Raw genomic sequence first — 23,590 nt, 5'->3', positions numbered from 1 at the left:
GATGTTGAGAGCCGACGCCAAGGCCGTCCTCGCCGATATGGCCCGCAAGAAGCGGGTGCAGACCGAGCCGCGCGATGCGGCGCAGACGCTCGCCCAGGCGCGGGCGATGACCTTCTCGCTGGCCGATTATTCCGGCGAGGCCCCGAAGGACGTCACGACCGAGGACGTCACGCTGGAACGGCCGGCGGAGGGCGGGTGCCGGCAGACTGCGGCCGGAGCGCTCGGCCTGCGCCTCTATCGTCCGGCCGCGCCCGCGCGGACGATGCTGGTCTGGTATCACGGCGGCGGCGCGATGGCCGGTTCGCTGGACAGTCACGACGTCGCTCTTCGCCAGCTCTGCGCGGCCACCGGCCGGCTGATCGCCTCGGTGGACTATCGGCTCGCGCCCGAACACGTCTCGCCGGCCCCGCAGGAAGACTGCATCGCCGCGACGCGGGCGCTGATCGCCAGGGCCGGCGAATTCGGCTGCGACCCGGCGGGCGTCGCCATCGGCGGCGATTCCATCGGCGGACTGATCACCGCCGTCGTGGCGCTCGCCCTTCGCGATGCCGGGGAGGCGACGGCGGAGAAGCTGGTGATGCTCTATCCCAACACCGATCTGAGGCCGGACCGGCCCTTCGCCTCGCTGCGCAGCGAGTCCGGGAAGATGATGACCGAATACTCGCTCGCCTACGAGAACGGGCTCTTCGTGCCCGATCCCGACGATCGCAGCGATCCCGTCGTCTCGCCGCTTCTGGCGCCCGACCTGTCCCGCCTGCCACCGACGCTCCTCGTCACCTGCGAGCACGATCCGCTGCGCGACGAGGGCGAGGCCTTCGCGGCGAGGCTCGCCGAGGCGGGGGTCGCGGTGACCGCCCGGCGCCTCGACGGGACGATCCACGGCGTTCTGCAGATGGACGGCTGGCTCGGCGCGGCGAAGGAATTGCGCGCAAGCATCGCCGGCTTTCTCGGCTGAACCGACTCGTGACCTTGGCGGGTAAGGCTCCGCGTGTCGTGGGGGATGTCGCTCGATCCCGTCCCGGGCCGGATCAAAATGCATATGGATTATGCATTTGAGTAATGATTGCGCAGTTTGCACCCTCCGATGGCGGGGCGAACCGTCCGTGGCTCGGCCCTTGGCTCATCAAATTAGCGTTTTCGTGGCGAAGTCGCCGCCTTCGCCCGGTTTGGCACATTCCTTGAATATCGTGATCGCGTTACCCTGTGGACGTTCGTCCCGCGTGGGCAACGGTTCAACACGGCGTCTCAGGCGATGCCGCCCAAGGTTCGAGGTGAACATGAAAATCGTGATGGCGATCATCAAGCCATTCAAGCTGGACGAAGTGCGCGAGGCACTGACCGGCGTCGGCATTCAGGGACTGACCGTCACCGAGGTCAAGGGCTATGGCCGCCAGAAGGGTCACACCGAAATCTACCGCGGCACCGAATATGCCGTCAGCTTCCTGCCCAAGCTGAAGATCGAGGTCGCGGTCCCGGTGGACATGGTCGACCGGGCGGTCGACGCGATCCAGCAGGCGGCGAAGACCGGGCAGATCGGCGACGGCAAGATCTTCGTCTTCGGCATCGACCAGGCCGTCCGCATCCGGACGGGCGAGACCAACGCCGACGCACTCTGACACGTCTGCCCGCCCGGTTTTTTACGAAAACGGCGATCCCGGCAGGTTTTGCGGACGTCTCCCCGGGCGTTCGTCCATCGAACGATGCCGCTCGAACGATGTCCCTGCGATCCTGCCGGGGCGCCGTCGGCGGCATTTTCGCGTTCCGGGCGGCCGTTCTCCTGCCTTAAGGACATTCTTTTACGGATTCTTGCAGCCGGATAGGTTTCGTTAACCATACATTGAGGGTTTGCGGACGATAACAAACGTGAACGGTCGAATTGCCGACGGGTTTCACGGGGGTTATCGGATGAGCCTTGCACGTATCGCGGTGATAGGCGTGGCGTCGGTCGCCGCCATCGGCGCCGGTCTGCTGGCGATGAGCCTGTCCCGGACGGAGCCGCAGGAGCCGGTGATCATCTCCGCGGCGCCGGCGCAGCCGCCCATCCGGCTCGTCGAGGTCCTCGTCACCAAGGACCCGGTGCCGATGGGCGACACCGTGACCGGAACGCTCGGCTGGCAGAAATGGCCGGAGGACGGGATCGGCCCGGATCTCATCCTGAAGTCGGCAAAGCCGAACGCCGTCAACGACCTCAGCGGCGCGATCGCCCGCCAGTCCTTCTTCGCCGGCGAGCCGGTGCGCGAATCCAAGCTCATCCAGGCCGATCGCGGCTTCCTCTCGGCCATTCTCGACGAAGGCAAGCGGGCGGTGGCAGTGCGCATCTCGGCCGAGACCGCCGCCGGCGGCTTCGTCCTGCCGAACGACCACGTCGACGTCATCATGACCCGGCGGGCCGACGACGGCGGCGGCCAGAACCAGCGGATCTCCACCGAGACGGTGCTGCGCAACCTGCGCGTCCTCGCCATCGACCAGTCGGTGCAGGAACAGGACGGCCAGAAGGTGGTCGTCGGCCAGACCGCGACGCTCGAGGTCGATCCCTCCCAGGCCGAGGCCCTGACGGCGGCCCAGCAGATCGCCGACCGGCTGGTGCTGTCGCTGCGCTCGCTCGCCGACTCGGTCCCGGGCTCCCCCGGCTATGCCCGCTTCCTGCTCGAGCAGGAGAAGGCCCAACGCAACAAGATCCGCGTCGTGCGCTACGGCCGCATCGACGACGTCACCACGACGCAGTGAGGGTGAGACAGATGCCGACCCTTTTCAGATTGCCCGCCCTCAAGAACGCCCTTCGCAATGCCGTCGTCGGCCTCGCCGCCGCCTCGACCGGTTTCGCCCCCGTCCTCCCCGTCACGCCAGCCGCCGCCGAACAGGCCGTCGTCAACGTCAGCCGGGCCGAGCAGACGATCAAGCTCGGGCTCAACAAGTCGAAGGTCATCGTCCTTTCGGCGGACGCCCACGACATTCTCGTCGCCAATCCGGCGGTCGCCGACGCGGTGACTCGGGACGCCCGGCGAATCTACGTCTTCGGCAAGCAGATCGGTCAGACGAACGTCGTCGTCTTCGACGCTCGGGGCCGGCAGATCGCCGCGATCGACATCCAGATCGAGCGCGACATCACCGGGCTGGAAGCCTCGATCCGCAAATACGTGCCGGATTCCAACGTCAACGTCGAGATGATCAACGACAACGTCGTCCTGACGGGTCAGGTCGCCACGCCGCAGGACGCCGCCAGGGTCGAGCGCCTGGCCAACCTCTTCGTCACCGGCGGCGAGGGCACCACCGGCCAGTACATCCAGTCGGCCGCCGCGACCGGCACCGGCGAGGGCAGCGGCGCCGACGTCGCCTTCGCCCAGGAAGACCGGCGCAAGAGCCAGATCGTCAATCTCCTGCAGATCGCCGGCGAGGACCAGGTGACGCTCAAGGTCACCGTCGCCGAAGTGCAGCGCTCGATCGTCAAGCAGCTCGGGCTCAACGGCTCTCTCTCCTCGGCCATCGACGGGATGACCTTCGGCGTCGTCAGCGACAATCCCTTCGGTCTCGGCAAGGCCCTGTCGGGCAGCGGCGGCTTCGCCAACGGCACGATCGGCACCACCTCGATCGATTCCGAACTCTCGGCCCTCGATCAGGCCGGCGTGATGCGCACGCTCGCCGAGCCGAGCCTGACGGCAATTTCCGGCGAAAAGGCGAGCTTCAAGGTCGGCGGCGAATTCACCGTCAGCGACGGCAAGACCGAACAGGCGGAGAAACGCACGCCGATCCTCAACGCGGCCGGCAACATCGTCGGCTACGACATCGATCCGGCGACGGTGACCTACAATCACAAGGACATCGACTACGGCATCGGCCTCGACTTCACGCCCGTCGTCCTTTCGGCCGGTCGCATCAATCTGAAGATCCGCACCAGCGTCTCCGAGCCGACCTTCGAGACCCCGTTCAGCATTCCCCGCGGCTACGCCCCCGCCGTCAACACCATCGGCCTCAGGAAGCGGCTCGCCGACACCACCGTCGAGATGCCGTCCGGCGGCTCGCTGGTCATCGCCGGCCTCGTCCGCGACGAGGTGCGCCAGGTGGTTTCGGGGCTGCCCGGTCTCGCCAAGCTGCCGGTTCTCGGCTCGCTGTTCCGCAGCCGCGATTTCCAGCGCTACGAGACCGAACTCGTGGTGATCGTCACGCCTTACCTCGTGCGGCCGGTCGCCCGGCAGGCGCTGGCCCGGCCCGACGACGGTTTCGCCCTGTCGAGCGACGGCTCGGCCAACTTCCTCGGCCGGCTGAACCGGGTCTACGGCCACATGGACACGCAGCTTCCGCCCGGCCGCTACTACGGCGCCGTCGGTTTCATCTACAAGTGAGCGCTCGAGGGATCGTACGACCGTGACACAGCATCCTCTCCTTTCGCGTCGAGCTTCGGAACGGCCCGGCAGAATCCGCCGCTTGGCATCTTCCCGCCGCGGCCTGGCGCTCGCCGCCCTCACTCTCTTCGCCGGCTGCGCCAACGTCCACCACGTCGAGGTCGGTGCGGTGCCCGACGACTACCGGACCCGCCATCCGATCGTCGTCACCCAGGCCGAAACCGCGATCGACATCCCCGTCAGTTCCTCCGAATCCAAGCTGACGCTGTCGAGCCGCAGCCGGGTCGAGGAGTTCGCGATGCGGTTCCGGGCCGACAAGGTCGATTCGATCCGCGTGCTCGTTCCGTTTGGATCGACCAACGAGCACGCTGCCGAACAGGTTTCCCGCGACGTCGTCCGGGTGCTGCAGAAGCACCGGATCGGCCGCAGCCAGATCCTCGTCGCGCCCTATTCGGCGGTCGGCGATACCGGCCCGACGCCGGTCCGGCTCGCCTATTCGACCCTCGTCGCCCAGACCGGGCCGTGCGGTCGCTGGCCGGAGGATCTCTCGGAGACGAGCGAAAACAAGAACTACTACAATTTCGGCTGTGCCAGCCAGCAGAACCTGGCGGCCCAGATCGCCGACCCGCGCGACCTGCTCGGGCCCCGCGGCATGGACCCGTCGGACGCGCAGCGCCGGACGAATGTGATCGAGAAGTACCGCAAAGGCGAATTGACGGCCGCCGAGCCGATGGAAGCCGAGTCGGATTACGACTGGTGATGGGGACGATGTCGATGGAAAGCACCCTCACTGCCGACACCGGCCCGCTCGGGCCGGAAGATCGCCAGCAGATCGAGAAAGTCCGCCCGATTCCGCGGATCTCGATCCAGGCGTTCTGCGAGACCGAGGCGGTCGCCAAGCCGATCGAGCGCGTCAGCGCGGACCGGCGCATGTCGAAAGCCCATCTGAAGGTCCAGATGGGGGGAATCAAGGCGGCGAGCGAGCATTTCCAGACGGCGCCGACGCCCAATCTGGTGATCCTGGAATCGCGGCTCTCGCCGCTCGATCTCCTGACCGAACTCGAAATCCTGGCCGATGTCTGCGACCCCGGCTCGAAGGTGGTCATCATCGGCCACTACAACGACGTGCCGCTCTACCGCGATCTGATCCACCGGGGGATTTCCGAATATCTCGTCGCGCCGGTGTCGGTCGGCGACGTGATGACGGTGATCGGCGAACTCTTCGCCGGTGAGGGCGCCGAGCCGCTCGGCCGTTCGATCGCCTTCGTCGGCGCCAAGGGCGGGGTCGGCTCCTCGACCATCGCCCACAACGTCGCCTGGTCGATCTCCAAGCTGTTCTCGACCGACGTCGTGCTGGCCGATCTCGATCTCGCCTTCGGCACCGCCAACATCAATTTCGACCAGGATCCGACGCAGGGCATGGCCGAAGCGCTGCAGTCGGCCGAGCGGATCGACGACGTCTATCTCGACCGGCTGCTCGCCCAGTGCGCCGAGCACCTCTCGCTGCTCGCCGCCCCGTCCGTCCTCGACCGCACCTACGATTTCGAGGGCGACGCCTTCAACGCGCTGATCGAGACGGCCCAGCGCGGCGCGCCGGCGGTGCTGCTCGACGTGCCCCATGCCTGGAACGAATGGACGCGCACCGTGCTGTCGCGGGCCGACCAGGTGGTGATCACGGCGGTGCCCGACCTCGCCAATCTGCGCAACGCCAAGAACCTCGTCGACACGCTGACCAAGATGCGGCCGAACGACACGCCGCCCTATCTGATCCTCAACCAGCTGGCGATGCCGAAGCGGCCGGAGATTTCCGCGGCCGAATTCTCCGAGCCGCTCGGCCTCGAGCCGCTCGGCGAGATCCAGTTCGACCCCGCCATCTTCGGCAATGCCGCCAACAGCGGCCGGATGATCGCCGAGACCGACGTCAAGCACGCCGCGGTTCCGGTGTTCCATCACGTCGCCCACGTCCTGACCGGGCGGGGCGAGGCGAAGAAGGCGAAGAAGCCGAGCCTCCTGGGCCGGTTCCGGATGAAATCGTAAGGCGCCGGGGAGTCCCACATGTTCGGCAAACGCGGAAACGAGAAGGCGCCCCAACGCGACGTCGCGACCATGCCGCGGCCGGCGGCGACACCGTCCGGCTCGCAGCCCGCGGCGGCCGCGCCCCGTCCGGCCGCCGCGCCTTCCGCACCGCGGCCTGCGGCCCCGGCGCCCGCGCCCGCGCCCTCACAGCGCGGCGTCGGCGACCGGTCGCCGGAATATTACGAACGCAAGGCCCAGGTCTTCGCGGCGCTGATCGACACGATCGACCTGTCGCAGCTCGCCGGCATGGAGCAGGAGGCGGCGCGCGAGGAAATCCGCGACATCGTCAACGACATCATCGCGATCAAGAACTTCGCGATGTCGATCGCCGAGCAGGAGGACCTGCTCTCCGACATCTGCAACGACGTGCTCGGCTACGGGCCGCTCGAGCCGCTGCTCGCCCGCGACGACATCGCCGACATCATGGTCAACGGCATGCAGCAGACCTTCATCGAGGTCGCCGGCAAGGTGCAGGAGACCTCGATCCGCTTTCGCGACAATCAGCAGCTCCTCAACATCTGCCAGCGCATCGTCAGCCAGGTCGGCCGGCGCGTCGACGAGACCTCGCCGATCTGCGACGCGCGCCTTCCCGACGGCTCACGCGTCAACGTCATCGCACCGCCGCTCGCCATCGACGGCGCGGCGCTGACGATCCGAAAGTTCAAGAAGGACAAGCTCACCCTCGACCAGCTCGTCCATTTCGGCTCGATCACGCCTGCCGGCGCCGAGATCCTGCAGATCATCGGCCGCGTCCGGTGCAACGTCGTGATCTCCGGCGGCACCGGCTCGGGCAAGACGACCCTGCTCAACTGTCTCACCCGCTACATCGATTCCGACGAGCGCATCATCACCTGCGAGGACTCGGCCGAGCTGCAGCTGCAGCAGCCGCACGTCGTCCGGCTCGAGACCCGGCCGCCCAACATCGAGGGCGAGGGCGAGATCACCATGCGCGACCTCGTCAAGAACTGCCTGCGCATGCGCCCCGAGCGGATCATCGTCGGCGAGGTGCGCGGCCCGGAGGTCTTCGATCTCCTCCAGGCGATGAACACCGGCCACGACGGTTCGATGGGCACGATCCACTCCAACTCGCCGCGCGAGTGCCTGAACCGCATGGAATCGATGATCGCCATGGGCGGCTATTCGCTGCCGTCCCGCACGGTGAAGGAGATCATCACCGGCTCGGTCGACGTCATCGTCCAGGCGGCCCGCCTGCGCGACGGCTCGCGCCGCATCACCCACATCACCGAGGTGATCGGCATGGAGGGCGACGTCATCACCACCCAGGACCTCTTCGTCTACGACATCGTCGGCGAGGACGCCAACGGCCGGCTCATCGGCCGGCACCGCTCCACCGGCATCGGCCGGCCGGCCTTCTGGGACCGGGCACGCTATTTCGGCGAGGAGCAGCGGCTCGCCCGGGCGCTCGATGCGAGTTCCGTCGACAATCTGGACATGGACGACTGAGCCATGAACACCGGCATGCTCATCCTCTTCGTGCTCTTGTCGGCGGTGGCGGCCGGCGGCATCGCCTTTGCCGTCGTCCAGCCGACGCTCGCCCGCGAGAAGAAGATCGAGCAGCGGCGCAGCACCGTCTCGCGCAGCGAAAGCGACCGCCAGAGCCACAAGGCGCATCGCGACCGGCTGCAGGAGCAGGTCAAGCGCCGCAAGACCATCCAGAGTTCGCTGAAGGACCTCGAGGTCCGCCAGCGCGAGCACGACAAGCACGTGTCCAAGGTGCCGCTGAAGCGGCGGCTCGAACAGGCCGGATGGTCGATCAGCGTCGGTCAGTTCTGGATGATCGGCGCCGGCTTCGGGGTGTTCGCGGGCGTCGCCTGCCTGATCCTCGGGGCGCCGCTCTTCGTCGTCCTCGGCGTCATGGTGATCGCCGGGCTCGGCGTGCCGCGCTACCTCCTGTCGCGGGCCCGCAAGAAGCGCTTCGCCGCCTTCACCCAGGAGTTTCCGAACGCGATCGACCTGATCGTGCGCGGCGTCAAGTCCGGCCTGCCGCTGAACGACACCTTGCGGATGGTCTCCTCCGAGACCTCCGAACCGGTCCGCTCGGAATTCCGCCGCATCGTCGAGAGCCAGCAGATGGGCATGTCGATCGGCGAGGCCGTCGAGCGGCTCTACCGCAACATCCCCACCTCCGAATCGAACTTCTTCGCCATCGTCATCGGCATTCAGGCCCAGGCCGGCGGCAACCTGTCGGAGGCGCTCGGCAACCTGTCGCGGGTGCTGCGCGAGCGCAAGAAGATGCGCGACAAGATCCAGGCGGTGTCGATGGAAGCCAAGGCCTCCGCCGGCATCATCGGCTCGCTGCCGGTGCTCGTCTTCGTCCTCGTGACCCTGACCAATCCCGAATACATCAGCCTGCTCTACACCAACATCTGGGGCCAGATCCTGATCGGCATCAGCGCCTTCTGGATGCTGCTCGGCGTTCTTGTGATGAAGAAGATGATCAATTTCGACTTCTGACACGAGGTCCGGCGAAAGCTTCGCGGCGCCGGACAAGCAAAGCCCGATGGCCGCGCGGGCTCCGATGCGGCGTCCGGTGGCTTGCGGCGGACGCAGCTCCCGCGGGGACGCCGCGATCATGCCGCGACCATTCGCCCGAACGCCGTTCAAAGGGTTCGCCCATCATGGATGAGATTTTTCAAACCGTCGGCCTGTCGACCGAGATCGTCCTCGCCGCCTTCGTCGCGATCGGCGTCTTCACCTCGCTCCTCGCCGTCGCGCTTCCGGCGATGAGCGGCAACAAGCTGAAGGGCCGGATGAAGGCCGTGGCGCTGGAGCGCGATCAGATCCGCGCCCGGGAACGCGCGCGGCTCGCCTCGGAAAAGGAACGCGGCCGCGGTCTTCGCCAGGTCGACAATCGCGGCATCGCCGGTCTGGTGGTCGAGCGGCTCAACCTGCGCAAGGCGCTCGTCGACGACAAGACGGTCGCCGACCTGCGGGCGGCGGGCTATCGCGGCCAACGGCCGCTCACGACCTTCCTGTTCGCGCGGGTTGCCCTGCCGCTCGTCTTCCTGACCGTCGCCGCCTTCTACATCTTCGGGCTCGGCCTTCTCGATGGCTGGCCGGTGGCGGCCCGCATCCTGATCGTTCTGGTCGCCGCCTATTTCGGCTTCTACATCCCGGTGATCCTCGTCAAGAACACCGCGACCAAGCGCCGCCAGTCGATCGGACGGGCCTGGCCGGACGCGCTCGACCTTCTGCTCATCTGCGTCGAATCGGGCAATTCGATCGAGGCGGCCTTTCGCCGGGTCGCCGAGGAGATCGGCATCCAGTCGATTCCGCTCGCCGAGGAACTCATCCTCCTGACCGCCGAACTCTCCTTCCTGCCCGACCGCAGGACCGCCTATGAGAACCTCGTGGCGCGCACCGGGCTGGAAGGCGTCAAGTCGGTCGCCACCGCACTGATCCAGGCGGAGCGATACGGCACGCCTCTCGGCCAGGCTTTGCGCGTCATGTCCCAGGAAAACCGCGACCTGCGGATGAACACGGCGGAGAAGAAGGCCGCCGCTCTGCCGCCGAAGCTGACCGTGCCGATGATCGTCTTCTTCCTGCCGGTGCTCTTCGTCGTCATTCTCGGCCCGGCCGTGATCCGGCTTCTCGGCCTCGACTGATCGGGCGCCGCAAGCCGTTTCGACGTTTCGCGAGTGCCGTCCCGGTTTTCGGATCAGTCGGCGAGGTCGACCGCCGCGAAGTCGTGGAAGCCGAGCGGGCTGGTCACGAAGCTCTTCACCTCGGCCCTGGTCGCCGAGAGCATCTCGGCGCTGGCGATCGGCACCCAGGGGGCGGCGTCGTGGAAGATCCTCTGTGCCTTCCCGTAGAGCGCCGCGCGCTGCGATCGCTCGCTCGTCCGGCTGGCCTCGCCGACCAGCGCGTCGTAGCGCTCGTCGCACCAGCGGGCGATGTTGGTGCCGCGCTCGGCCGCCGTGCAGGACAGAAGCGTGTCCATGAAATCGTCCGGATCGCCATTGTCGCCGATCCATCCGGCCAGCGCCAGCGTGGTCTCGCCGTTCATCAGCTTCCGCCAGTAGCTCTCCCAGGGAGCGGAATTCTCCTCCACCATGATCCCGAGCGGTTCGAGATCGGCCGCGATCATGTGGGCCATCCGCTTGGCGTCGGGATTGTAGGTCCGGCTGTCCGGCGGATACCACAGATCGATCTTCAGTCCGGAGGTCACCCCGGCTTCGAGCAGCAGTCGGCGGGCCTCCTGCGGGTCGTAGCGGTAGGGCTCGATCGTGTCGTCGCTCGCCCATGAAGCCACCGGCAGGGGGCCGGCGGCGAGGCTCGCCGTGCCGGGATAGATCGCCGACAGGATGGCCTCGCGGTCGATCGCCATGTTGATGGCGCGGCGGACGCGCACGTCGTCGAAGGGCTCGCGGGCGGTGTTGAAGGCGAGATAGCCGATGGTCAGGCCGGGGGTCGCCGAGAGCCTCAGCCGGGGATCGGCCTCGATCGCCGCCGCGTCGACGGGATCGGGCGAGGCGGCGACGTGGCATTCGCCGCTTTTCAGCTTCTGCAGCCGCGAGGATGCGGTCGGCGTGAACGAGAACACCAGCGTGTCGATCTTCGGCCGGCCGCGCCAGTGGCGGTCGAAGGCCTGGTAGCGGATCGCGATGTCGCTGCGGTCGGCCAGCCGGAACGGCCCGGTGCCGATCGGCTGGCGGTCGAAACGTTCGAGCGTGCCGAGCTGGCCCATCCGGAAGGCGTATTCGAACGACTGGATCGCGTTGACCGGCATGGCGAGGTCGGCGAGGAAAGCGGCGTCCGGCCGCTTCAGCCGGAACCTCACCGTCCGCTCGTCGATCGCCTTCACCGTGTCGACGATCTGCGTCAGCCGAAGGCCACGGAACTCGGCGTAGTCGGCGCCGCCGAACTTTTCGGCCGCCGCGGAACCGGGCATCTGACGTTCGAAGCTGAACACCGCGTCCTCGGCGTTCATCGGCCGGGTCGGCGTAAAGTCCTCGGTCGCGTGGAACGCCACGTCGGGCCGCAGGCGGAACGTGTAGTCGCGCCCGTCCGGGGAGATCGTCCAGCTTTCGGCCAGGGCAGGCACGATGTCGGTCGTTTCGGGGGCGAAGGCGACGAGGGTGTCGAAGATCGGCCGGATCGCATCCATCGCGACGCTCGACGCCGCGTGGGACGGCGACAGCGTCTCCGGCTTGCCTTCGGAACAGAAGACCAGCGTCTTGGCCTCGGCGAGCGGGGCCGCCGTCACGACGGCGAGGGCGACTGCGAGGGCGCGCAGAAGGGTAGTCACGCGGAATCAGCTCCTGTCGGTCTCGTCGCGGCCGCGCCCGTAACGTCGGCTTCGGGTGCCGGCTCGCCTTCGGCCGGCGGGCGCGGCGCTTCCCGCACCCGCGGCAGGTCGATGACGAAGCGCGTGCCGTCGCCGGGGGTGCTCGTGGCGGCGATCGTGCCGCCCAGCGTCACGGTGACGAGGTTGTAGACGATGTGCAGGCCGAGGCCGGTCGAGCCGGAGGCCCGGCCGGTGGTGAAGAACGGATCGAAGATCTTGCCTAGGTCGTGGGCGGGAATGCCGCGGCCATCGTCGGAAAAGACGATGCGCACGCCGTCGGGCCCGTCGCGCCGGACGACCACGGCGATCCGGCCGGTCTCGCCCGCGGCGAAGGCATGGGCGTAGCCGTTGGTCAGAAGATTGGTGAGGACCTGGGAGAGCGCGCCCGGATAGGTGGACATGGCGATGTCCTCCTCGCAGTCGACGCTCACCTCGTGGGGATAGCGCTTGCGCATCGGTCCGAGGCTACGGAAGAGATCGGCGACGAAATCGTCCATCCGGAAGGAGCGCCGCTCGCCGCTCGCCTGGTCGGCGGCGACCTGCTTGAAACTGGCGACGAGGCCGGCGGCGCGTTCGAGATTGGTGTCGATCAGTTCGGCGCCCTCGCCGCAACGGGTGATGAAGTCGTCGAAGGCCTGACGGGTCACCTTGCCCTCGCCGGTCGCCCGGCGGAACCGCTCGGTCTCCTCGCGCATCACCGTCGCCGTGGTCAGGGCGACGCCGAGCGGCGTGTTGATCTCGTGGGCGATGCCGGCGACGAGCTGGCCGAGGGATGCGAGCTTCTCGCTCTGGATCAGCTCGCTCTGGGTCCGCTTCAGGGCGGCGAGCGCCTGCTCGGTTTCGTCCTTCGCCCGGTGGAGAGCGGCTTCGCGCTTGTTGAGTTCGGCGAGGAAATGGTTGGTCGCCCGGGTCATCCGGCCGACCTCGTCGCCGCGCTCGGATTCGGCCAGGGGCCCCAGGGCGGGATCGGCGGCGCGGTCCAGCATGCCCTTCTCGAGGCTTTTGAGCGGCCGGGTGATCGAGCGGGCGACGGCGAGACCGAAGGCCATCGCCACCAGGAGGCAGAAGCCGGCGCTGACGATCAGGATGCGCCGCGCCGCCGCGCCGGTCGCGTCGGCGTTCCTGGAGAGCGAGGCGTTGAGGTTGGAGACCTCGAAGACGATGCCGGCCGAGGCGATCGCCATGCGCCGCAGGATGGCGTTCTGGGCGGTGAGCCCGTCGCGCGAGGCGATCAGCTCCCGGCGCCAGGAATCCAGGGTGTCCAGCATCTCGGACTGGACGAGAGGCGAGATCGGCAGCGCGGCGATCGCCTCGCGCAGGCTGGCATTGCGGGCGATCATGTCGCCGACGGCCTCGCTGTCGCGGCGATGCATCGCCTCGCGGGTGGTCTCGCCGAGCCGGATGGTCTCGACGGCGACGTTCTGCGCGCCCTGCCCGGAGGCCTGGGCGGCGAGCGCTTCGTCGAGAAGGCCCGAAAACGCCTCCTGCGAGGCCCGAACGGCGCTGCCGTCGACCTTCAGGCCGCGATCGAGAAAGGCCAGCAGCGCGTCGGGCGATCCGCCGGAACGAAATGCTTCGAACTCGCCGTCGAACTCGTCCAGCTTGTCGCTGCGGTCGGCCGCGCCGAGAGCGGCGCGCAGGACCTCGGCGGCGTTCGAAAGACGCGTGTCGAGGAGCTCGTCCTCGCTCGCCGGCAGGATGGTCGCCGCGTCCGGCCGACCCGGTGCGGCCTCGGCGCCCGGCGCGGCATCGTCCACCCGCCGCATCCAAGCCTGGACCACCGTCTGGCGCATCAGGACCGTCGCGCGGGACAGATCGACCGCCTCGGCCATCGCGCCGTTGCGCTGGCGAAGCTGCGACACGACGCCGACGCTGGCGGCGTGCTGGCGGCTGCGCGCCTCCTCGGCGAGCGTCGTCAGCCTGTCGAGGCGGGTATCCATGGCCCGGGCGCGCAGGTCGTTCTCCTCGATGGCGATCTGCAATTCGCCCATCGCCCGCCGGAACCGCTCGAGCGAACCGATCGTCGCGGTGATCGCGTCGGCATCGTCGGGATCGGTCGTGCTGTCTGCCATTTCGGAGAGGCCCGTCGTCGCGGCGACGAGGCTCGCCATGAAGGCGCCGAGATGGGTGTTGCGATCGAGGGGCGCTGCGGTCACGAAATCGTCGCGGGCGCTCATCGCCGAGACGACGTTGCGAAACACCGTCGAGACGACCAGCGCGTCACGACGGGCCTGGTCGGCACGATCGACGAGGAGCATGGCGGCAAGGCCGAAGGCGACGGCCAGCACGATCGGCATCGCGCCGACGAGGAAGACCCTGCGCGTGATCGAGAGCCGGAAGATGCCGCCGCCCTTTCGAGAAGACGCGACGAAGGTCGATGGCCGGGACGCCGTCGGGCCCGCCAGCGCATGGTCCGCCATCACCATCGGAGCGCCGCACCCGCCGGCGCCGTCCGCCGTGCCGCGTGAAAACGATACCGCTTCATCCTACCGAATACGCCGCGACCTTCAAATCCGAACGACGCGCAGCCCGGCCGATCGCATGGGCCGGAACGCCTTCGGGCTCTTATGTCATCTGTGTTTCGCGCGCATTTCGTCGAAATGGCGGATCGTGGCGACAAGGTGGCGGCGGGAGGTGGCCTCAGTCGGGCGAGAACATGTAGCCGACGCCGCGCACGGTGCGGATCACCGTCGGTCGGGCCGGGTCGGGCTCGATCTTCTTGCGGATGCGGGTGATCCTGACGTCGACCGCCCGGTCGAAGGGTTCGGAGTCCCTTGCACTGGCGAGATCGAGAAGCCGCTCGCGCGACAGGACGCGGCGGGGATTTTCGACGAAGGCCTTCAGAAGCGAGAATTCGCTGTGGACCAGGGGTTGCTCGTCGCCGTCCTCGTCGCGCAGCGACTGGGCGTCGAGATCGAGCCACTTGGTGCCGAAGCGCACCTCGCGGCGCTCGTGCGTCGGCTCGTCGGCTGAGCCTGCCCCCTGCCCACGGGCGCGCCTCAGCACCGAGCGGATGCGGGCCAGAAGCTCGCGCAGTTCGCAGGGCTTGGCGAGATAGTCGTCGGCGCCGAGTTCGAGCCCGACCACCCGGTCGACGAGACTCGCCGTCGCGGTCAGCATGATCACCGGCACGTCGGTCTCGCCCTTCAGGCTGCGGACGATCGACAGCCCGTCCTCGCCGGGCATGTTGAGATCGAGGACGATGAGATCGGGCCGCTCCGTCTCCATCTGCCGGCGCATCGCCGCGCCGCCTTCGAGCATCCGGACGCAGCAGCCGTTCATGGCCAGGTAGTCGCCGATCAGTTCGCGCGTTTCCGGCTCGTCGTCGACGACGAAAATCCGTGGTTCGACCATCACTCTAACGCGTCTCCAACAGCGGGATCAGGATCGAGAAGGAAGCGCCACCGAGCGGACCCTTCTCCTCGACGACGATTTCGCCCTGGTGCAGCTCGACGATCTTCGAAACGATCGACAGCCCGAGCCCGGTCGAGCTTTCGCCGGCCGTCGGCTGGGCCGAGAGCCGCTGGAACCGGCCGAACAGGCGGGCCGTGTCCTGGCTGTTGAGGCCGGGGCCGGAATCGGCGACGGTCACCCGCGCCTTGCCGTCGAGGCGCGCCGCCTCCACCCGGATCTCGCCGCCGAGGGGGGTGTATTTCAGGGCGTTGCTGACGAGATTGTCGATCGCCTCGGCCAGCCGGTCGGGATCGCCTTCGACGGCGAGCGGACCCTCCGTCGAGACGGCGAGCCGCTGTTCCTTGCGTTCGGCGAGCGTGCGGCTGAGTTCGGCCGTGGTCGCGGCGATCGCCGCTAGGTCGACGGGGCGCCGCTCCACCGAGATGTCGAGGGCATCGGCGAGAGCGTCGGCGATCGACATGTCGACGATCCGGGTCATCCGCTCGGCGGAGGCGCGGATGTGGCCGACCTGCTTGGCGAAGCGCTCGCGAAGCGGCTCGTCGAGGCTCTCGTTGAGGTTCGTCAGCATCTCGCTGCGCCCGAGAATGACCGCGATGGGGTTCTTCAGGTCGTGGGCGATGGTGCCGAGGATCTCGTTCTTGAACGCGTTGACGCGTTTCAAAAGCGCTCCTTGCGCCTCCAGCCGCTCGTTGGCGCTGGCGAGTTCCCGCGTCCGCCGCGCCACCCGTTCCTCCAGCTCCTCGTTGGCGAGGCGCAGCTCGTCGTAGAGCCGGGCATTGTCGAAAGCGATGGCGAGCTTGGCGGAAAAGACCGAGACGAGAGAGGCCTGGGTCTCGGTGAGATCGTCCTCCGTCGCCAGCGCCACCAGGATCTCCGCCCCGCTGCCGGTCTTGACGAACAGGCAGACCAACCCGTCGCTGCGGACCGGCCTGCCCGCGGCGGCGGCTTTCGCGAACAGTTCGCTCCTGTCGATGCCGTTCTCGCCGTCGGTCTCGAACTTGCCGAGGCCGGCGAGCACCAGCGGGCTCGCCCCGCAGGCCTCGCGCATGATCAGGATGCCGTCGGTCTCGATTTCCAGGAGCGCGCTGATCTGGATGAGAACGCCTTGGGCCAGCGTCTTCAGCGACCGGTCGTCGAACAGCGAGGCGGAGGCGCCGACGATCATTTCGAGGCCGATGCGGGTGTCGTCGAGACGCTTCAGATGGTCGTAGCTGCGGAACGCGGCGGTGAGCGTCGTGAACAGCTTGTCGGCGGTCAGCTCGGTCTTGGCCTTGTAGTCGTTGATGTCGTAGTCGACGACGACCTGCCGCTCGGGCGCCTGGCCTGGCTGGCCGGTCCTCAGGATGATGCGGATGAGCTCGTTCTTCAGCTCCTCGCGGATCGCCTTGGCGAGCTTCAGCCCGGCGTCCTCGGTCTCCATCACCACGTCGAGAAGCACGACGGCGGTGTCGGGATTGGCCTTCAGGAGTTCGAACCCTTGCGCGGCGGAATGGGCGCCGATGAGTTCGAGACCGTAGCCGTGGATGGCGAAGTGGCGCAGCGCGAAGCGCGTCCCTTCGTGCACGGCCTCGTCGTCGTCGATCACCGCGAGTTTCCAGCCGGTCTTGTTGCCCGACTGGGCGCGATCCGCCTCGGGCTCGGCAAATTCCAGAAAATCACTCGGCATGGCTTCGTCGGTCGTCTCGAGCGTTCTCGGCGTCGTGGGCAAGGGTCATCGGTCGGAAAAGCATCGTTTTGAGATCATCATAACCGAGCGTAAGGTCTCGGGCCAGCAGATGCGAACGGGAAAATTCGTGCCGGTCGCTCGGCGCAGGCCTTCGAGCCCGATGCGATAGGAAGGTCGGAGCCCGTGCAGACGAGGCCAGGCCGGCGCCGGTCGGCGGAAAGCTCCGCATGGCCGCGCGTCGCTTTCGGGCGGCCGGCGCCGAAATCGTCGGGGCGGTCGAACGTCACGGCCGGTCGGTTGCGCGACGCGCGTCCACGGGGCGCCGGTCGCGGCCCCGTCAGCGGCGTGACGCGAATTGGCTTGCCATCACCGCCTGCAACCGTTCATGTTCGGCGGCCAGCATCGGACGCTCGACGAGACGCTGGGTCGGCCCGAGGCCGAGATCGGCGCGCAGACCGCGGCTCATCGTCTCTGCCGGCTGCAGGCGTGCGCGTCGCTTTCCCTCGACGAGGCCGATCAATCGCGCAAGGCGCGAGGGGCCGGGGCGCGAAGCCTTTGCCGGCAAGGCCGGCTGCATCGTGGAATGGTCCGAAAAGGGGACGACGGGCGGGGTCATGGCAGGATCCGGATGAGGAGAGCGTTGCGGACGCCGTGTTGCGGGGCTTGCCGGGGACGAGGGCTTTCTCGTCCGGCCGCCGTCGCGTCCGATCTGGTGGTCGAAGCCGGGGTCCGGCATCCGACGATCTGCTAATGGAAGCGCCGGAGCGATTCGCGCGGGACGGCGGGGATCGCCGAAGGGACGGACGCGGGAGCCGGTAAGGTCGGCGCGGATTTCAGGCGACGGGAGCTGGATCGGGACGATGCAGACATTCGACCAACTCGACCAGGAACTGGATCGATGGACGGCCGAGGGCCGCGCCGTCCCTGTGTGGTGGCGGGACGACGACGCGGCGACGGCGACGCCGGCACTGACGCGTCTCGTCGCGATGGCGCGGCGTCACCGCCTGCCGCTGGCGATAGCCGCCGTGCCGGCGAGGATCGAGCCCGGCCTCGTCGGCGCCCTTTCGGCCCCCGGCGTCACCGTGCTGCAGCACGGCTATGCCCATGTGAACCACGCAGCGCCCGGACGGCGGGCCGTCGAATGCGGCGGCGACCGGCCGGCGAAGGCGGTGCTGGCCGAGCTCGGCGAGGGCATGCGCATCCTGATGGGCGAGTTCGGCGCGAGCTTCCTGCCGATCCTCGTGCCGCCCTGGAACCGGATCGACCCGGCGGTCGCCGCCGGTCTGCAGCAGCAGGGCTATTTCGGCCTGTCGAGCTTCGGCCCGCGCTCTTTCGGGGGCCAAGGCGGCGAGGGCTCCACCGACGAGGGGCCGCTCGTCCTGCCGCCGCGCTGTGCGGCGATCAACGCCCATCTCGATCTTCTCACCTGGAAAAGCGGTCCGGCCTTCGCCGGGGCGGACAAGCTGATCCGGCTGTTCGCCGAAAGGCTGGAGGACCGGCGGCTCGGCCGCACCGATCCGGCCGAGCCCTTCGGCATCCTCACCCACCATCTCGCCCATGACGAGGCGACGTGGTCGTTTCTCGAGCGCCTGCTCGGCCGGCTCGGCTCGCATCCGGCGATCCGCTTCCTGCCGGTCACGACGCTTCTCGCCGAAACGCCGGTGCGCTGACGATGACGGCGCGGGTGCGGCCGGCCGGGGCGGCGGACGTCGATCCCGTCGCCGCCTTCCTCCACGAGCGGATGAACGCCCGCATCTCCGCCGGGACGTGGCGGGCCCTGCTCGACTATCCCTGGCGCCCGCCCGAGGTCGAACGCGGCTGGCTGGTCGAGGACGAAGGCGCGGTCGTCGGCTTCATGGGGACGATCTATTCGGACCGGCCGACGGCGAAGGGAACGCGCCGGTTCTGCGACCTCTCCTCCTGGTATCTCGCCGCGGCCTATCGCGGCACGGGGATCGGCGACGAACTGCTGCGGGCCGGCATGGCGAAGCCCGGCGTCACCTATCAGACGATGACGGCCCGCCGGGCGACGGGACGCAAGATCCGGGCGTTGGGGTTTTCGATCCTCGATGAGGCCCGCAGCCTGTTCCGGCCGGGGGAGGCGGTGGAGGAACTGCGGCCGATCCGCGATCCGGCCGAGATCCGCGAGCGGCTGACGGGCGAGGAGCGCCGCATGCTCGACGACCATCACGGCCTCGACATTCACCACGCCGTCGTCGAGGGCAGGGCGGGGCAGGGCACCTGGCTGGTCTGGCAGCGCAAGCTGAAGGGCGCGGGCGTCGCCTATCACGACGTGCTGCATGCGTCCGACTACGACTTCTTGTCGGCGCATGCCGCGCAGATCGCCGGTCTCGTCTGCGTCGGCGAGACGGCGGTGCTGGCGATCGACCGGCGAATGATGAACGACGGCGACGATCCCGGCGCGGTCGAGACGATCCCGCTGCCGCGCTGGTATCGCTCGCCCGACGTCGCGCGGCGGGACGTCGGGCATCTCTATTCGGAAGTGCTGCTGCTCGATCAGAAGCTGCCGTGACGGGCCCCGTCTCTCGGGCCTGCCCTCAGCGGCCGATCGCGCCGCCGATCACCCCGCCGACGAGACCGCCGAAGAAGGCCGCCGCCGCCGGGTCGCCGCCGCTGCGGCGCGGCGAGACGCGGCGCACGACGCGCGGCTTCGCGCGCTGGCGGGGTTCGGCGTAGCTTTTCTGGCGCTGCGGCGCGATCGTCCGCGCCTTCGGCGGAGCGGGCGGCGTGTAGGCGGCCAGCGCGGCCTGGGTCTGGGCGACCAGGAGCTCGTATTGCGGGCGGTTGAGATAGCCGCTCACATGGGCGTTGCGGGCGGTCTGCCAGGCGATGATGGCGTTGCGGGTGTTCGGCCCGAAGACGCCGTCGGGCGTGCCGGTGTCAAAGCCGGCGAGATTCAACCGCAGCTGGACCTCCTTGCGCCGCGTCCTGTCGAGACCGAGGATCACCTCGGTTCCCTCGCCGGAAATCGTCGCGGCAAGGCCCTGACCACCGGGCACGGCTGCGGGCAGGCCGGCCTGCAGCGCCCCGCTCTGGAAGGTGCCCGGTTGCGGCGTCGTGCCGGCGTTGCCGAGGCTGGCGACGACGGTGCCGCCGGCATGGGCGGGCAGCCGGGAGATCTGCTTGCGGGCGTTCGCCGCGTACAGGCCGTCCGGGAACGTTTCGAGATAGGCTTCGTAGTCCGCCCGCTGGCCGGAATCGCGGGCGAGGCCGTAGAGCGCCGTCTCGCGCGCCAGCGATCCCGCGTCGTCGCCGCTGCGGCTGGCGGAGGCGGCGGTGACGTCGAGTGCTGCCTGCGGCACGGTCTCGGCCGCCGGGGCGAAGCTGACGGCCGGATCCAGCGAGGCGACCCGCGTCGTCTGCGGGTTGAGGAAGACCTCGCCGGTGAGCGAGGCGTTGATCCAGGGGCGCTGCAGGTTCTTGGTGGATTCCAGAACCTGGCCGGTGACCCGCGACATCACCACCTGAATGTCGGTGTCCGGCGCCTCGATCTGCTCGAGAAAGGCCTTGGTGAAGGGAGAATGCGCCGAGGCGTCGCCGTCATAGGCGACCTCGTCCGGGCTGGTGGCGTAGATGATCGCCGTTCCTTCGCCGCCCTCGCCGCCGATGTCGATCTTGGCGAGACCGTCGGCGACCTTGGCCGAGCGCGTCACGGCCGAAAGCGAGCGGGCCAGCGAGCGCGACAGCGGGTTGTCCCGGCAGGCATCGAGAACGACGACGCGCACGGCGACGTCGTATTTCATCTGCTGCGTGACGGCATCCATGGACACCGCCCGGAATTCGAGATCGGACGGATCTTCGAAGACCGCATCGACCGGAACGAGGTAGTTCTCGCCGTTCACCTGCATGCCGTGGCCGGCATAGAAGAACATGCCGATGTCGGCGCCGCGCACCTGCTTGGCGAAGGCATGGATCTTCTGGTCCATCTGCGGTTTGTCGAGATCGTAGCCCTCGATGACTTCGAAGCCGAGCTTCTGCAGCTTCTCGGCCACGGCGCGGGCGTCGCGCGAGGGGTTCTCCAGCATCGACGTGTTCCGATAGGCGCTGTTGCCGACGACGAGCGCCACGCGCTTTTCCGGCGCCGCGGCACGCGCCTCGCCCGGCGCTGCGATGGCGGCCGCCAAGGCGACGGCCAGTGCCGCCGCCGCGGGACCCCGGCAAAGGCGAGCCCCGCGGCCACCGCCTTCCCGGGCCGCATCCACTGCGATCCGGCCACCGGCGAGGAGCCGGCCGATCGGCCGAAGCATCAGACGAAAGACACTCGATCCTCTATGCATGGTCTTCTCCCGGCGGTGGTCCGATGGCTGGAATACACGCATTGGTACATGAAAGCGAAAAAATTTCAATCAAAGAGTGATCTTACCGAACGAAAAAGCCGCCCCTTCGTCGAGAAAGGGCGGCGTGAGGCCGTGGAGGTCCGGCAAATACGGAAAGGAATAAAGGCAGGGCGTCGCGCCGCCTGTCGGGCGCCTTATCGGCGGGCGATGATCTCTTCGCCGGAGACCACCATGCGCATGCCGAGGCCGGGCTTGCGGCGGGCGAGGAAGCGCGGGCGGCGCTGGCGATGCGGACCGGTCCGGCGGCCGGCGGGCGGGGCGGTGCGGACCTGGCCGACCGACTCCTCCAGCGCGACGACGCTGCCGTCGGCCTCGATCATCAGCATCGGCAGGCCGAACAGATCCGACCAGCCGCGCCAGTCGGCGGCGACGTCGAAGAGGTCGCTCGCCACCAAAAGCGGCACGGTGCACTTCGGATCGTCGTGATAGAGTTCGAGCGTCACGGTCACTTCACCCTCGGCGGTTTCCATCGCCCTCGCGGCGACGCCGCGAAACGCGCGGGCCGGAAGTGCGACGGAAATCGGCAGGCCGCACCCTTCCAGCGTGCGGCGGATCACCGCGCCGCGCCGGTCGACGCGGTAGGTCACTTCTTCGCCGTTTTCGAGGGTCGCGAAGCTCTGGAGAAGATCGCAGTTCTGCGGGTCGAGCCGGACGGGCGCGCCGGCCCAGATCGGACGTGTCGAGGTCTGAGCGTTCTGAGCGATGGTCATGGGTGACGCCTTCTGTCTCTCCTGAGAGCCGGTCGTGCGGCTCGGATTCCCTGTTCGGCGGCCGATGTATTTCCCGGCCTTTCGATGGGATCAGAATAGACAGCGCCTCTTGCCCGCGCGCTAAGAAAGTCAGTTAAGTCTTCCTGACCTTCAGGAGGGTTATCAAATCCGAAACTTGAATCAAATCTGAACAACTTTGCCCGGGTTTAAGATGTTGTTGGGATCGAAGATACGCTTGATCGCGCGCATCAGATCCATCTCGGTGGCGGATTTCGTCGCGGCGAGTTCGTCGCGCTTCAACAGGCCGATGCCGTGCTCGGCGGAGAAGGTGCCGTCCATCTCGGCGACGATGGCATGGACGAGGCCGTTGATCTGCCGCCAGTGGGACAGGAATTCCGCCTTGTCCGCCCCGACGGGCTGGGAGATGTTGTAATGAACGTTGCCGTCGCCGAGATGGCCGAAGGCGCAGATGCGCGCGCCGGGGATGGCGTCGAGCACCGCCGCGTCGGCGGCCTTCAGGAAATCGCCGACCCTTGCGACCGGCACGGCGACGTCGTGCTTGATCGAGCCGCCCTCCGGCTTCTGCGCCCAGCTCATCGATTCCCGCATGTGCCAGAACGCGTCGGCCTCGCCGAGCGACTTGGCGATCGCCGCATCGGCGACGAGCCCGGCCTCGAAGCCTTCGGCGAGCACGGCTTCCATGGTCTCGCGGGCGTCCTCGCCCGAGCGGCTCGACGAGACTTCGACGAGGACGTACCAGGCATGGGGCTCGGCCATCGGATCGCGCGCGCCCTCGATGTGCTTCAGGACGAAGTCGAGGGCGAGCCGCGGCATGAACTCGAAGCCGGTGAGCCCGCCGCCGGCATGGCGCTCGGCCATGCGCAGAAGCTGCAGCGCGTCGTCGGGCGAGGCGACGCCGACGAAGGCGACCTCGCGGCCGGCCGGCCGGGGATAGAGCTTCAGCACCGCGCCGGTGATGACGCCGAGCGTTCCTTCCGAACCGACGAGGAGATTGCGGATGTCGTAGCCGCGATTGTCCTTCTTCAGCCGCCGCAGCCCGTGGAAGATCTCGCCGGAGGCGAGCACAGCCTCGACGCCGAGGCAGAGGTCCCGGGCATTGCCATAGGCGAGGACGCCGGTTCCGCCGGCATTGGCGGCGAGATTGCCGCCGATCTGGCAGGAGCCTTCCGAGCCGAGGGAGAGGGGAAACAGGAGCCCCGCCGCCTCCGCCGCCTCCTGCACCCGCTGCAAGACGACCCCGGCGTCGACGGTGATCGTCCGGCCGACCGGATCGACGTCGCGGATCCGGTCGAGCCGCGCCAGCGACAGGACGATCTGGCCGGGCGAGCGGGGTGACTGGCCGCCGACATGGCCGGTATTGCCGCCCTGCGGCACCAGCGCCGTCTTCGTCTCGTTGGCGAGCCTGACGATCGCCGCGACTTCCTCGACGGTCTTCGGCCGGAGCACCGCGGCCGCCTTGCCGGCAAAGAGATCGCGCGGCTCGGTGAGATAGGCCGCCATGTCGTCCGGCGCGGTGAGCGCGTTGGCATCGCCGACGATGGCGGCGAAACGCTCGACGAGGCCGGCCGGGAGCGGCGCGTCCTGTGGATCCTTCGGCAGTTCGATACCGGCTTTCGTCATGGTCGTGCTCTCTCGCGCTGTCGCGGGTTTTCCTGCAGATAGGGTTTTCGGTTCGGCGGGCGAAAGTCGGAGGGCGT

At 68.3% G+C, this 23,590-nt stretch carries 19 protein-coding genes; 11 read left to right on the top strand and 8 right to left on the bottom strand.

Annotated features, from left to right (window positions below):
- Position 1: 1 nt before the first annotated feature.
- From LZD57_RS20285 to LZD57_RS20245, 9 genes are all read left to right on the top strand, one after another.
- The gene (locus LZD57_RS20285) at positions 2–955 is read left to right on the top strand and encodes an alpha/beta hydrolase (RefSeq protein WP_233721400.1); all 954 of its coding nucleotides are present in this window, start codon (positions 2–4) and stop codon (positions 953–955) included.
- Between the two features lie 322 nt (positions 956–1,277).
- Entirely contained in the window at positions 1,278–1,616 is a 339-nt protein-coding gene (locus LZD57_RS20280; RefSeq protein ID WP_233721426.1) for a P-II family nitrogen regulator, read from the top strand.
- Positions 1,617–1,905: 289 nt separating this feature from the next.
- Positions 1,906–2,727: a Flp pilus assembly protein CpaB gene (gene cpaB / locus LZD57_RS20275; protein WP_233721399.1), complete on the top strand. Its 822-nt coding sequence runs from the start codon at positions 1,906–1,908 to the stop codon at positions 2,725–2,727.
- A gap of 11 nt (positions 2,728–2,738) precedes the next feature.
- Positions 2,739–4,340 (top strand): type II and III secretion system protein family protein, encoded by a 1,602-nt coding sequence (locus LZD57_RS20270; RefSeq protein ID WP_233721398.1) that lies wholly within the window; start codon positions 2,739–2,741, stop codon positions 4,338–4,340.
- Positions 4,341–4,422: 82 nt separating this feature from the next.
- Entirely contained in the window at positions 4,423–5,100 is a 678-nt protein-coding gene (locus LZD57_RS20265; RefSeq protein ID WP_233721397.1) for a CpaD family pilus assembly protein, read from the top strand.
- Positions 5,101–5,114: 14 nt separating this feature from the next.
- Complete coding sequence (locus tag LZD57_RS20260; RefSeq protein ID WP_233721396.1) at positions 5,115–6,377, top strand: CpaE/TadZ family protein; 1,263 nt, start codon at positions 5,115–5,117, stop codon at positions 6,375–6,377.
- 18 nt (positions 6,378–6,395) lie between these two features.
- The gene (locus LZD57_RS20255; protein WP_233721395.1) at positions 6,396–7,880 is read left to right on the top strand and encodes a TadA family conjugal transfer-associated ATPase; all 1,485 of its coding nucleotides are present in this window, start codon (positions 6,396–6,398) and stop codon (positions 7,878–7,880) included.
- 3 nt (positions 7,881–7,883) lie between these two features.
- Positions 7,884–8,891: a type II secretion system F family protein gene (locus tag LZD57_RS20250; RefSeq protein ID WP_233721394.1), complete on the top strand. Its 1,008-nt coding sequence runs from the start codon at positions 7,884–7,886 to the stop codon at positions 8,889–8,891.
- A gap of 164 nt (positions 8,892–9,055) precedes the next feature.
- The gene (locus tag LZD57_RS20245) at positions 9,056–10,042 is read left to right on the top strand and encodes a type II secretion system F family protein (RefSeq protein ID WP_233721393.1); all 987 of its coding nucleotides are present in this window, start codon (positions 9,056–9,058) and stop codon (positions 10,040–10,042) included.
- Between the two features lie 53 nt (positions 10,043–10,095).
- Here LZD57_RS20245 and LZD57_RS20240 read toward each other — a convergent pair whose 3' ends face one another.
- The 5 genes from LZD57_RS20240 to LZD57_RS20220 form a co-directional block, all read right to left on the bottom strand.
- Positions 10,096–11,685: an ABC transporter substrate-binding protein gene (locus LZD57_RS20240; protein WP_233721392.1), complete on the bottom strand. Its 1,590-nt coding sequence runs from the start codon at positions 11,683–11,685 to the stop codon at positions 10,096–10,098.
- Positions 11,682–14,150 carry a sensor histidine kinase gene (locus LZD57_RS20235; RefSeq protein WP_233721391.1) on the bottom strand — a complete coding sequence of 823 codons (2,469 nt, stop codon included), beginning with the start codon at positions 14,148–14,150 and terminating at the stop codon, positions 11,682–11,684. Before LZD57_RS20235 ends, LZD57_RS20240 begins: the two co-directional genes overlap by 4 nt.
- A gap of 214 nt (positions 14,151–14,364) precedes the next feature.
- On the bottom strand, positions 14,365–15,081 hold the full coding sequence (locus LZD57_RS20230; protein WP_420844840.1) for a response regulator: 717 nt from the start codon (positions 15,079–15,081) through the stop codon (positions 14,365–14,367).
- Between the two features lies 1 nt (position 15,082).
- Complete coding sequence (locus tag LZD57_RS20225) at positions 15,083–16,804, bottom strand: ATP-binding response regulator (RefSeq protein WP_233721389.1); 1,722 nt, start codon at positions 16,802–16,804, stop codon at positions 15,083–15,085.
- A 337-nt stretch (positions 16,805–17,141) separates the two neighbouring features.
- A complete protein-coding gene (locus LZD57_RS20220; protein ID WP_233721388.1) occupies positions 17,142–17,324 on the bottom strand; it encodes a hypothetical protein in 183 nt (60 codons plus the stop codon).
- 340 nt (positions 17,325–17,664) lie between these two features.
- Between LZD57_RS20220 and LZD57_RS20215 the strand changes: the two genes are divergently transcribed.
- Complete coding sequence (locus LZD57_RS20215) at positions 17,665–18,474, top strand: polysaccharide deacetylase family protein (protein ID WP_233721387.1); 810 nt, start codon at positions 17,665–17,667, stop codon at positions 18,472–18,474.
- 2 nt (positions 18,475–18,476) lie between these two features.
- Positions 18,477–19,337, top strand: coding sequence for a GNAT family N-acetyltransferase (locus tag LZD57_RS20210; protein WP_233721386.1), 861 nt, complete (start codon positions 18,477–18,479; stop codon positions 19,335–19,337).
- Positions 19,338–19,362: 25 nt separating this feature from the next.
- Here LZD57_RS20210 and LZD57_RS20205 read toward each other — a convergent pair whose 3' ends face one another.
- From LZD57_RS20205 to LZD57_RS20195, 3 genes are all read right to left on the bottom strand, one after another.
- Positions 19,363–21,072 carry a caspase family protein gene (locus LZD57_RS20205; protein ID WP_233721385.1) on the bottom strand — a complete coding sequence of 570 codons (1,710 nt, stop codon included), beginning with the start codon at positions 21,070–21,072 and terminating at the stop codon, positions 19,363–19,365.
- Positions 21,073–21,296: 224 nt separating this feature from the next.
- A complete protein-coding gene (locus LZD57_RS20200) occupies positions 21,297–21,872 on the bottom strand; it encodes a DUF6101 family protein (RefSeq protein ID WP_233721384.1) in 576 nt (191 codons plus the stop codon).
- Between the two features lie 180 nt (positions 21,873–22,052).
- Positions 22,053–23,513 (bottom strand): FAD-binding oxidoreductase, encoded by a 1,461-nt coding sequence (locus LZD57_RS20195; RefSeq protein ID WP_233721383.1) that lies wholly within the window; start codon positions 23,511–23,513, stop codon positions 22,053–22,055.
- Between the last annotated feature and the right edge of the window lie 77 nt (positions 23,514–23,590).

This window comes from Jiella avicenniae, assembly GCF_021390325.1.
Classification (GTDB): Bacteria; Pseudomonadota; Alphaproteobacteria; order Rhizobiales; family Rhizobiaceae; genus Jiella; species Jiella avicenniae.
This window is presented reverse-complemented; position numbering and strand designations above follow the sequence as displayed.

What these genes read in the sequence shown, in the direction of transcription:
- LZD57_RS20210 (WP_233721386.1), top strand. Translation starts at nt 18,477, where the DNA reads ATGACGGCGCGGGTGCGGCCGGCCGGGGCGGCGGACGTCGATCCCGTC.
- LZD57_RS20280 (WP_233721426.1), top strand. Translation starts at nt 1,278, where the DNA reads ATGAAAATCGTGATGGCGATCATCAAGCCATTCAAGCTGGACGAAGTG.
- LZD57_RS20205 (WP_233721385.1), bottom strand. Translation starts at nt 21,072, where the DNA reads ATGCTTCGGCCGATCGGCCGGCTCCTCGCCGGTGGCCGGATCGCAGTG.
- LZD57_RS20250 (WP_233721394.1), top strand. Translation starts at nt 7,884, where the DNA reads ATGAACACCGGCATGCTCATCCTCTTCGTGCTCTTGTCGGCGGTGGCG.
- LZD57_RS20260 (WP_233721396.1), top strand. Translation starts at nt 5,115, where the DNA reads ATGGAAAGCACCCTCACTGCCGACACCGGCCCGCTCGGGCCGGAAGAT.
- LZD57_RS20270 (WP_233721398.1), top strand. Translation starts at nt 2,739, where the DNA reads ATGCCGACCCTTTTCAGATTGCCCGCCCTCAAGAACGCCCTTCGCAAT.
- LZD57_RS20215 (WP_233721387.1), top strand. Translation starts at nt 17,665, where the DNA reads ATGCAGACATTCGACCAACTCGACCAGGAACTGGATCGATGGACGGCC.
- LZD57_RS20225 (WP_233721389.1), bottom strand. Translation starts at nt 16,804, where the DNA reads ATGCCGAGTGATTTTCTGGAATTTGCCGAGCCCGAGGCGGATCGCGCC.
- LZD57_RS20285 (WP_233721400.1), top strand. Translation starts at nt 2, where the DNA reads ATGTTGAGAGCCGACGCCAAGGCCGTCCTCGCCGATATGGCCCGCAAG.
- LZD57_RS20235 (WP_233721391.1), bottom strand. Translation starts at nt 14,150, where the DNA reads ATGGTGATGGCGGACCATGCGCTGGCGGGCCCGACGGCGTCCCGGCCA.
- LZD57_RS20255 (WP_233721395.1), top strand. Translation starts at nt 6,396, where the DNA reads ATGTTCGGCAAACGCGGAAACGAGAAGGCGCCCCAACGCGACGTCGCG.
- LZD57_RS20200 (WP_233721384.1), bottom strand. Translation starts at nt 21,872, where the DNA reads ATGACCATCGCTCAGAACGCTCAGACCTCGACACGTCCGATCTGGGCC.
- LZD57_RS20195 (WP_233721383.1), bottom strand. Translation starts at nt 23,513, where the DNA reads ATGACGAAAGCCGGTATCGAACTGCCGAAGGATCCACAGGACGCGCCG.
- LZD57_RS20245 (WP_233721393.1), top strand. Translation starts at nt 9,056, where the DNA reads ATGGATGAGATTTTTCAAACCGTCGGCCTGTCGACCGAGATCGTCCTC.
- cpaB (WP_233721399.1), top strand. Translation starts at nt 1,906, where the DNA reads ATGAGCCTTGCACGTATCGCGGTGATAGGCGTGGCGTCGGTCGCCGCC.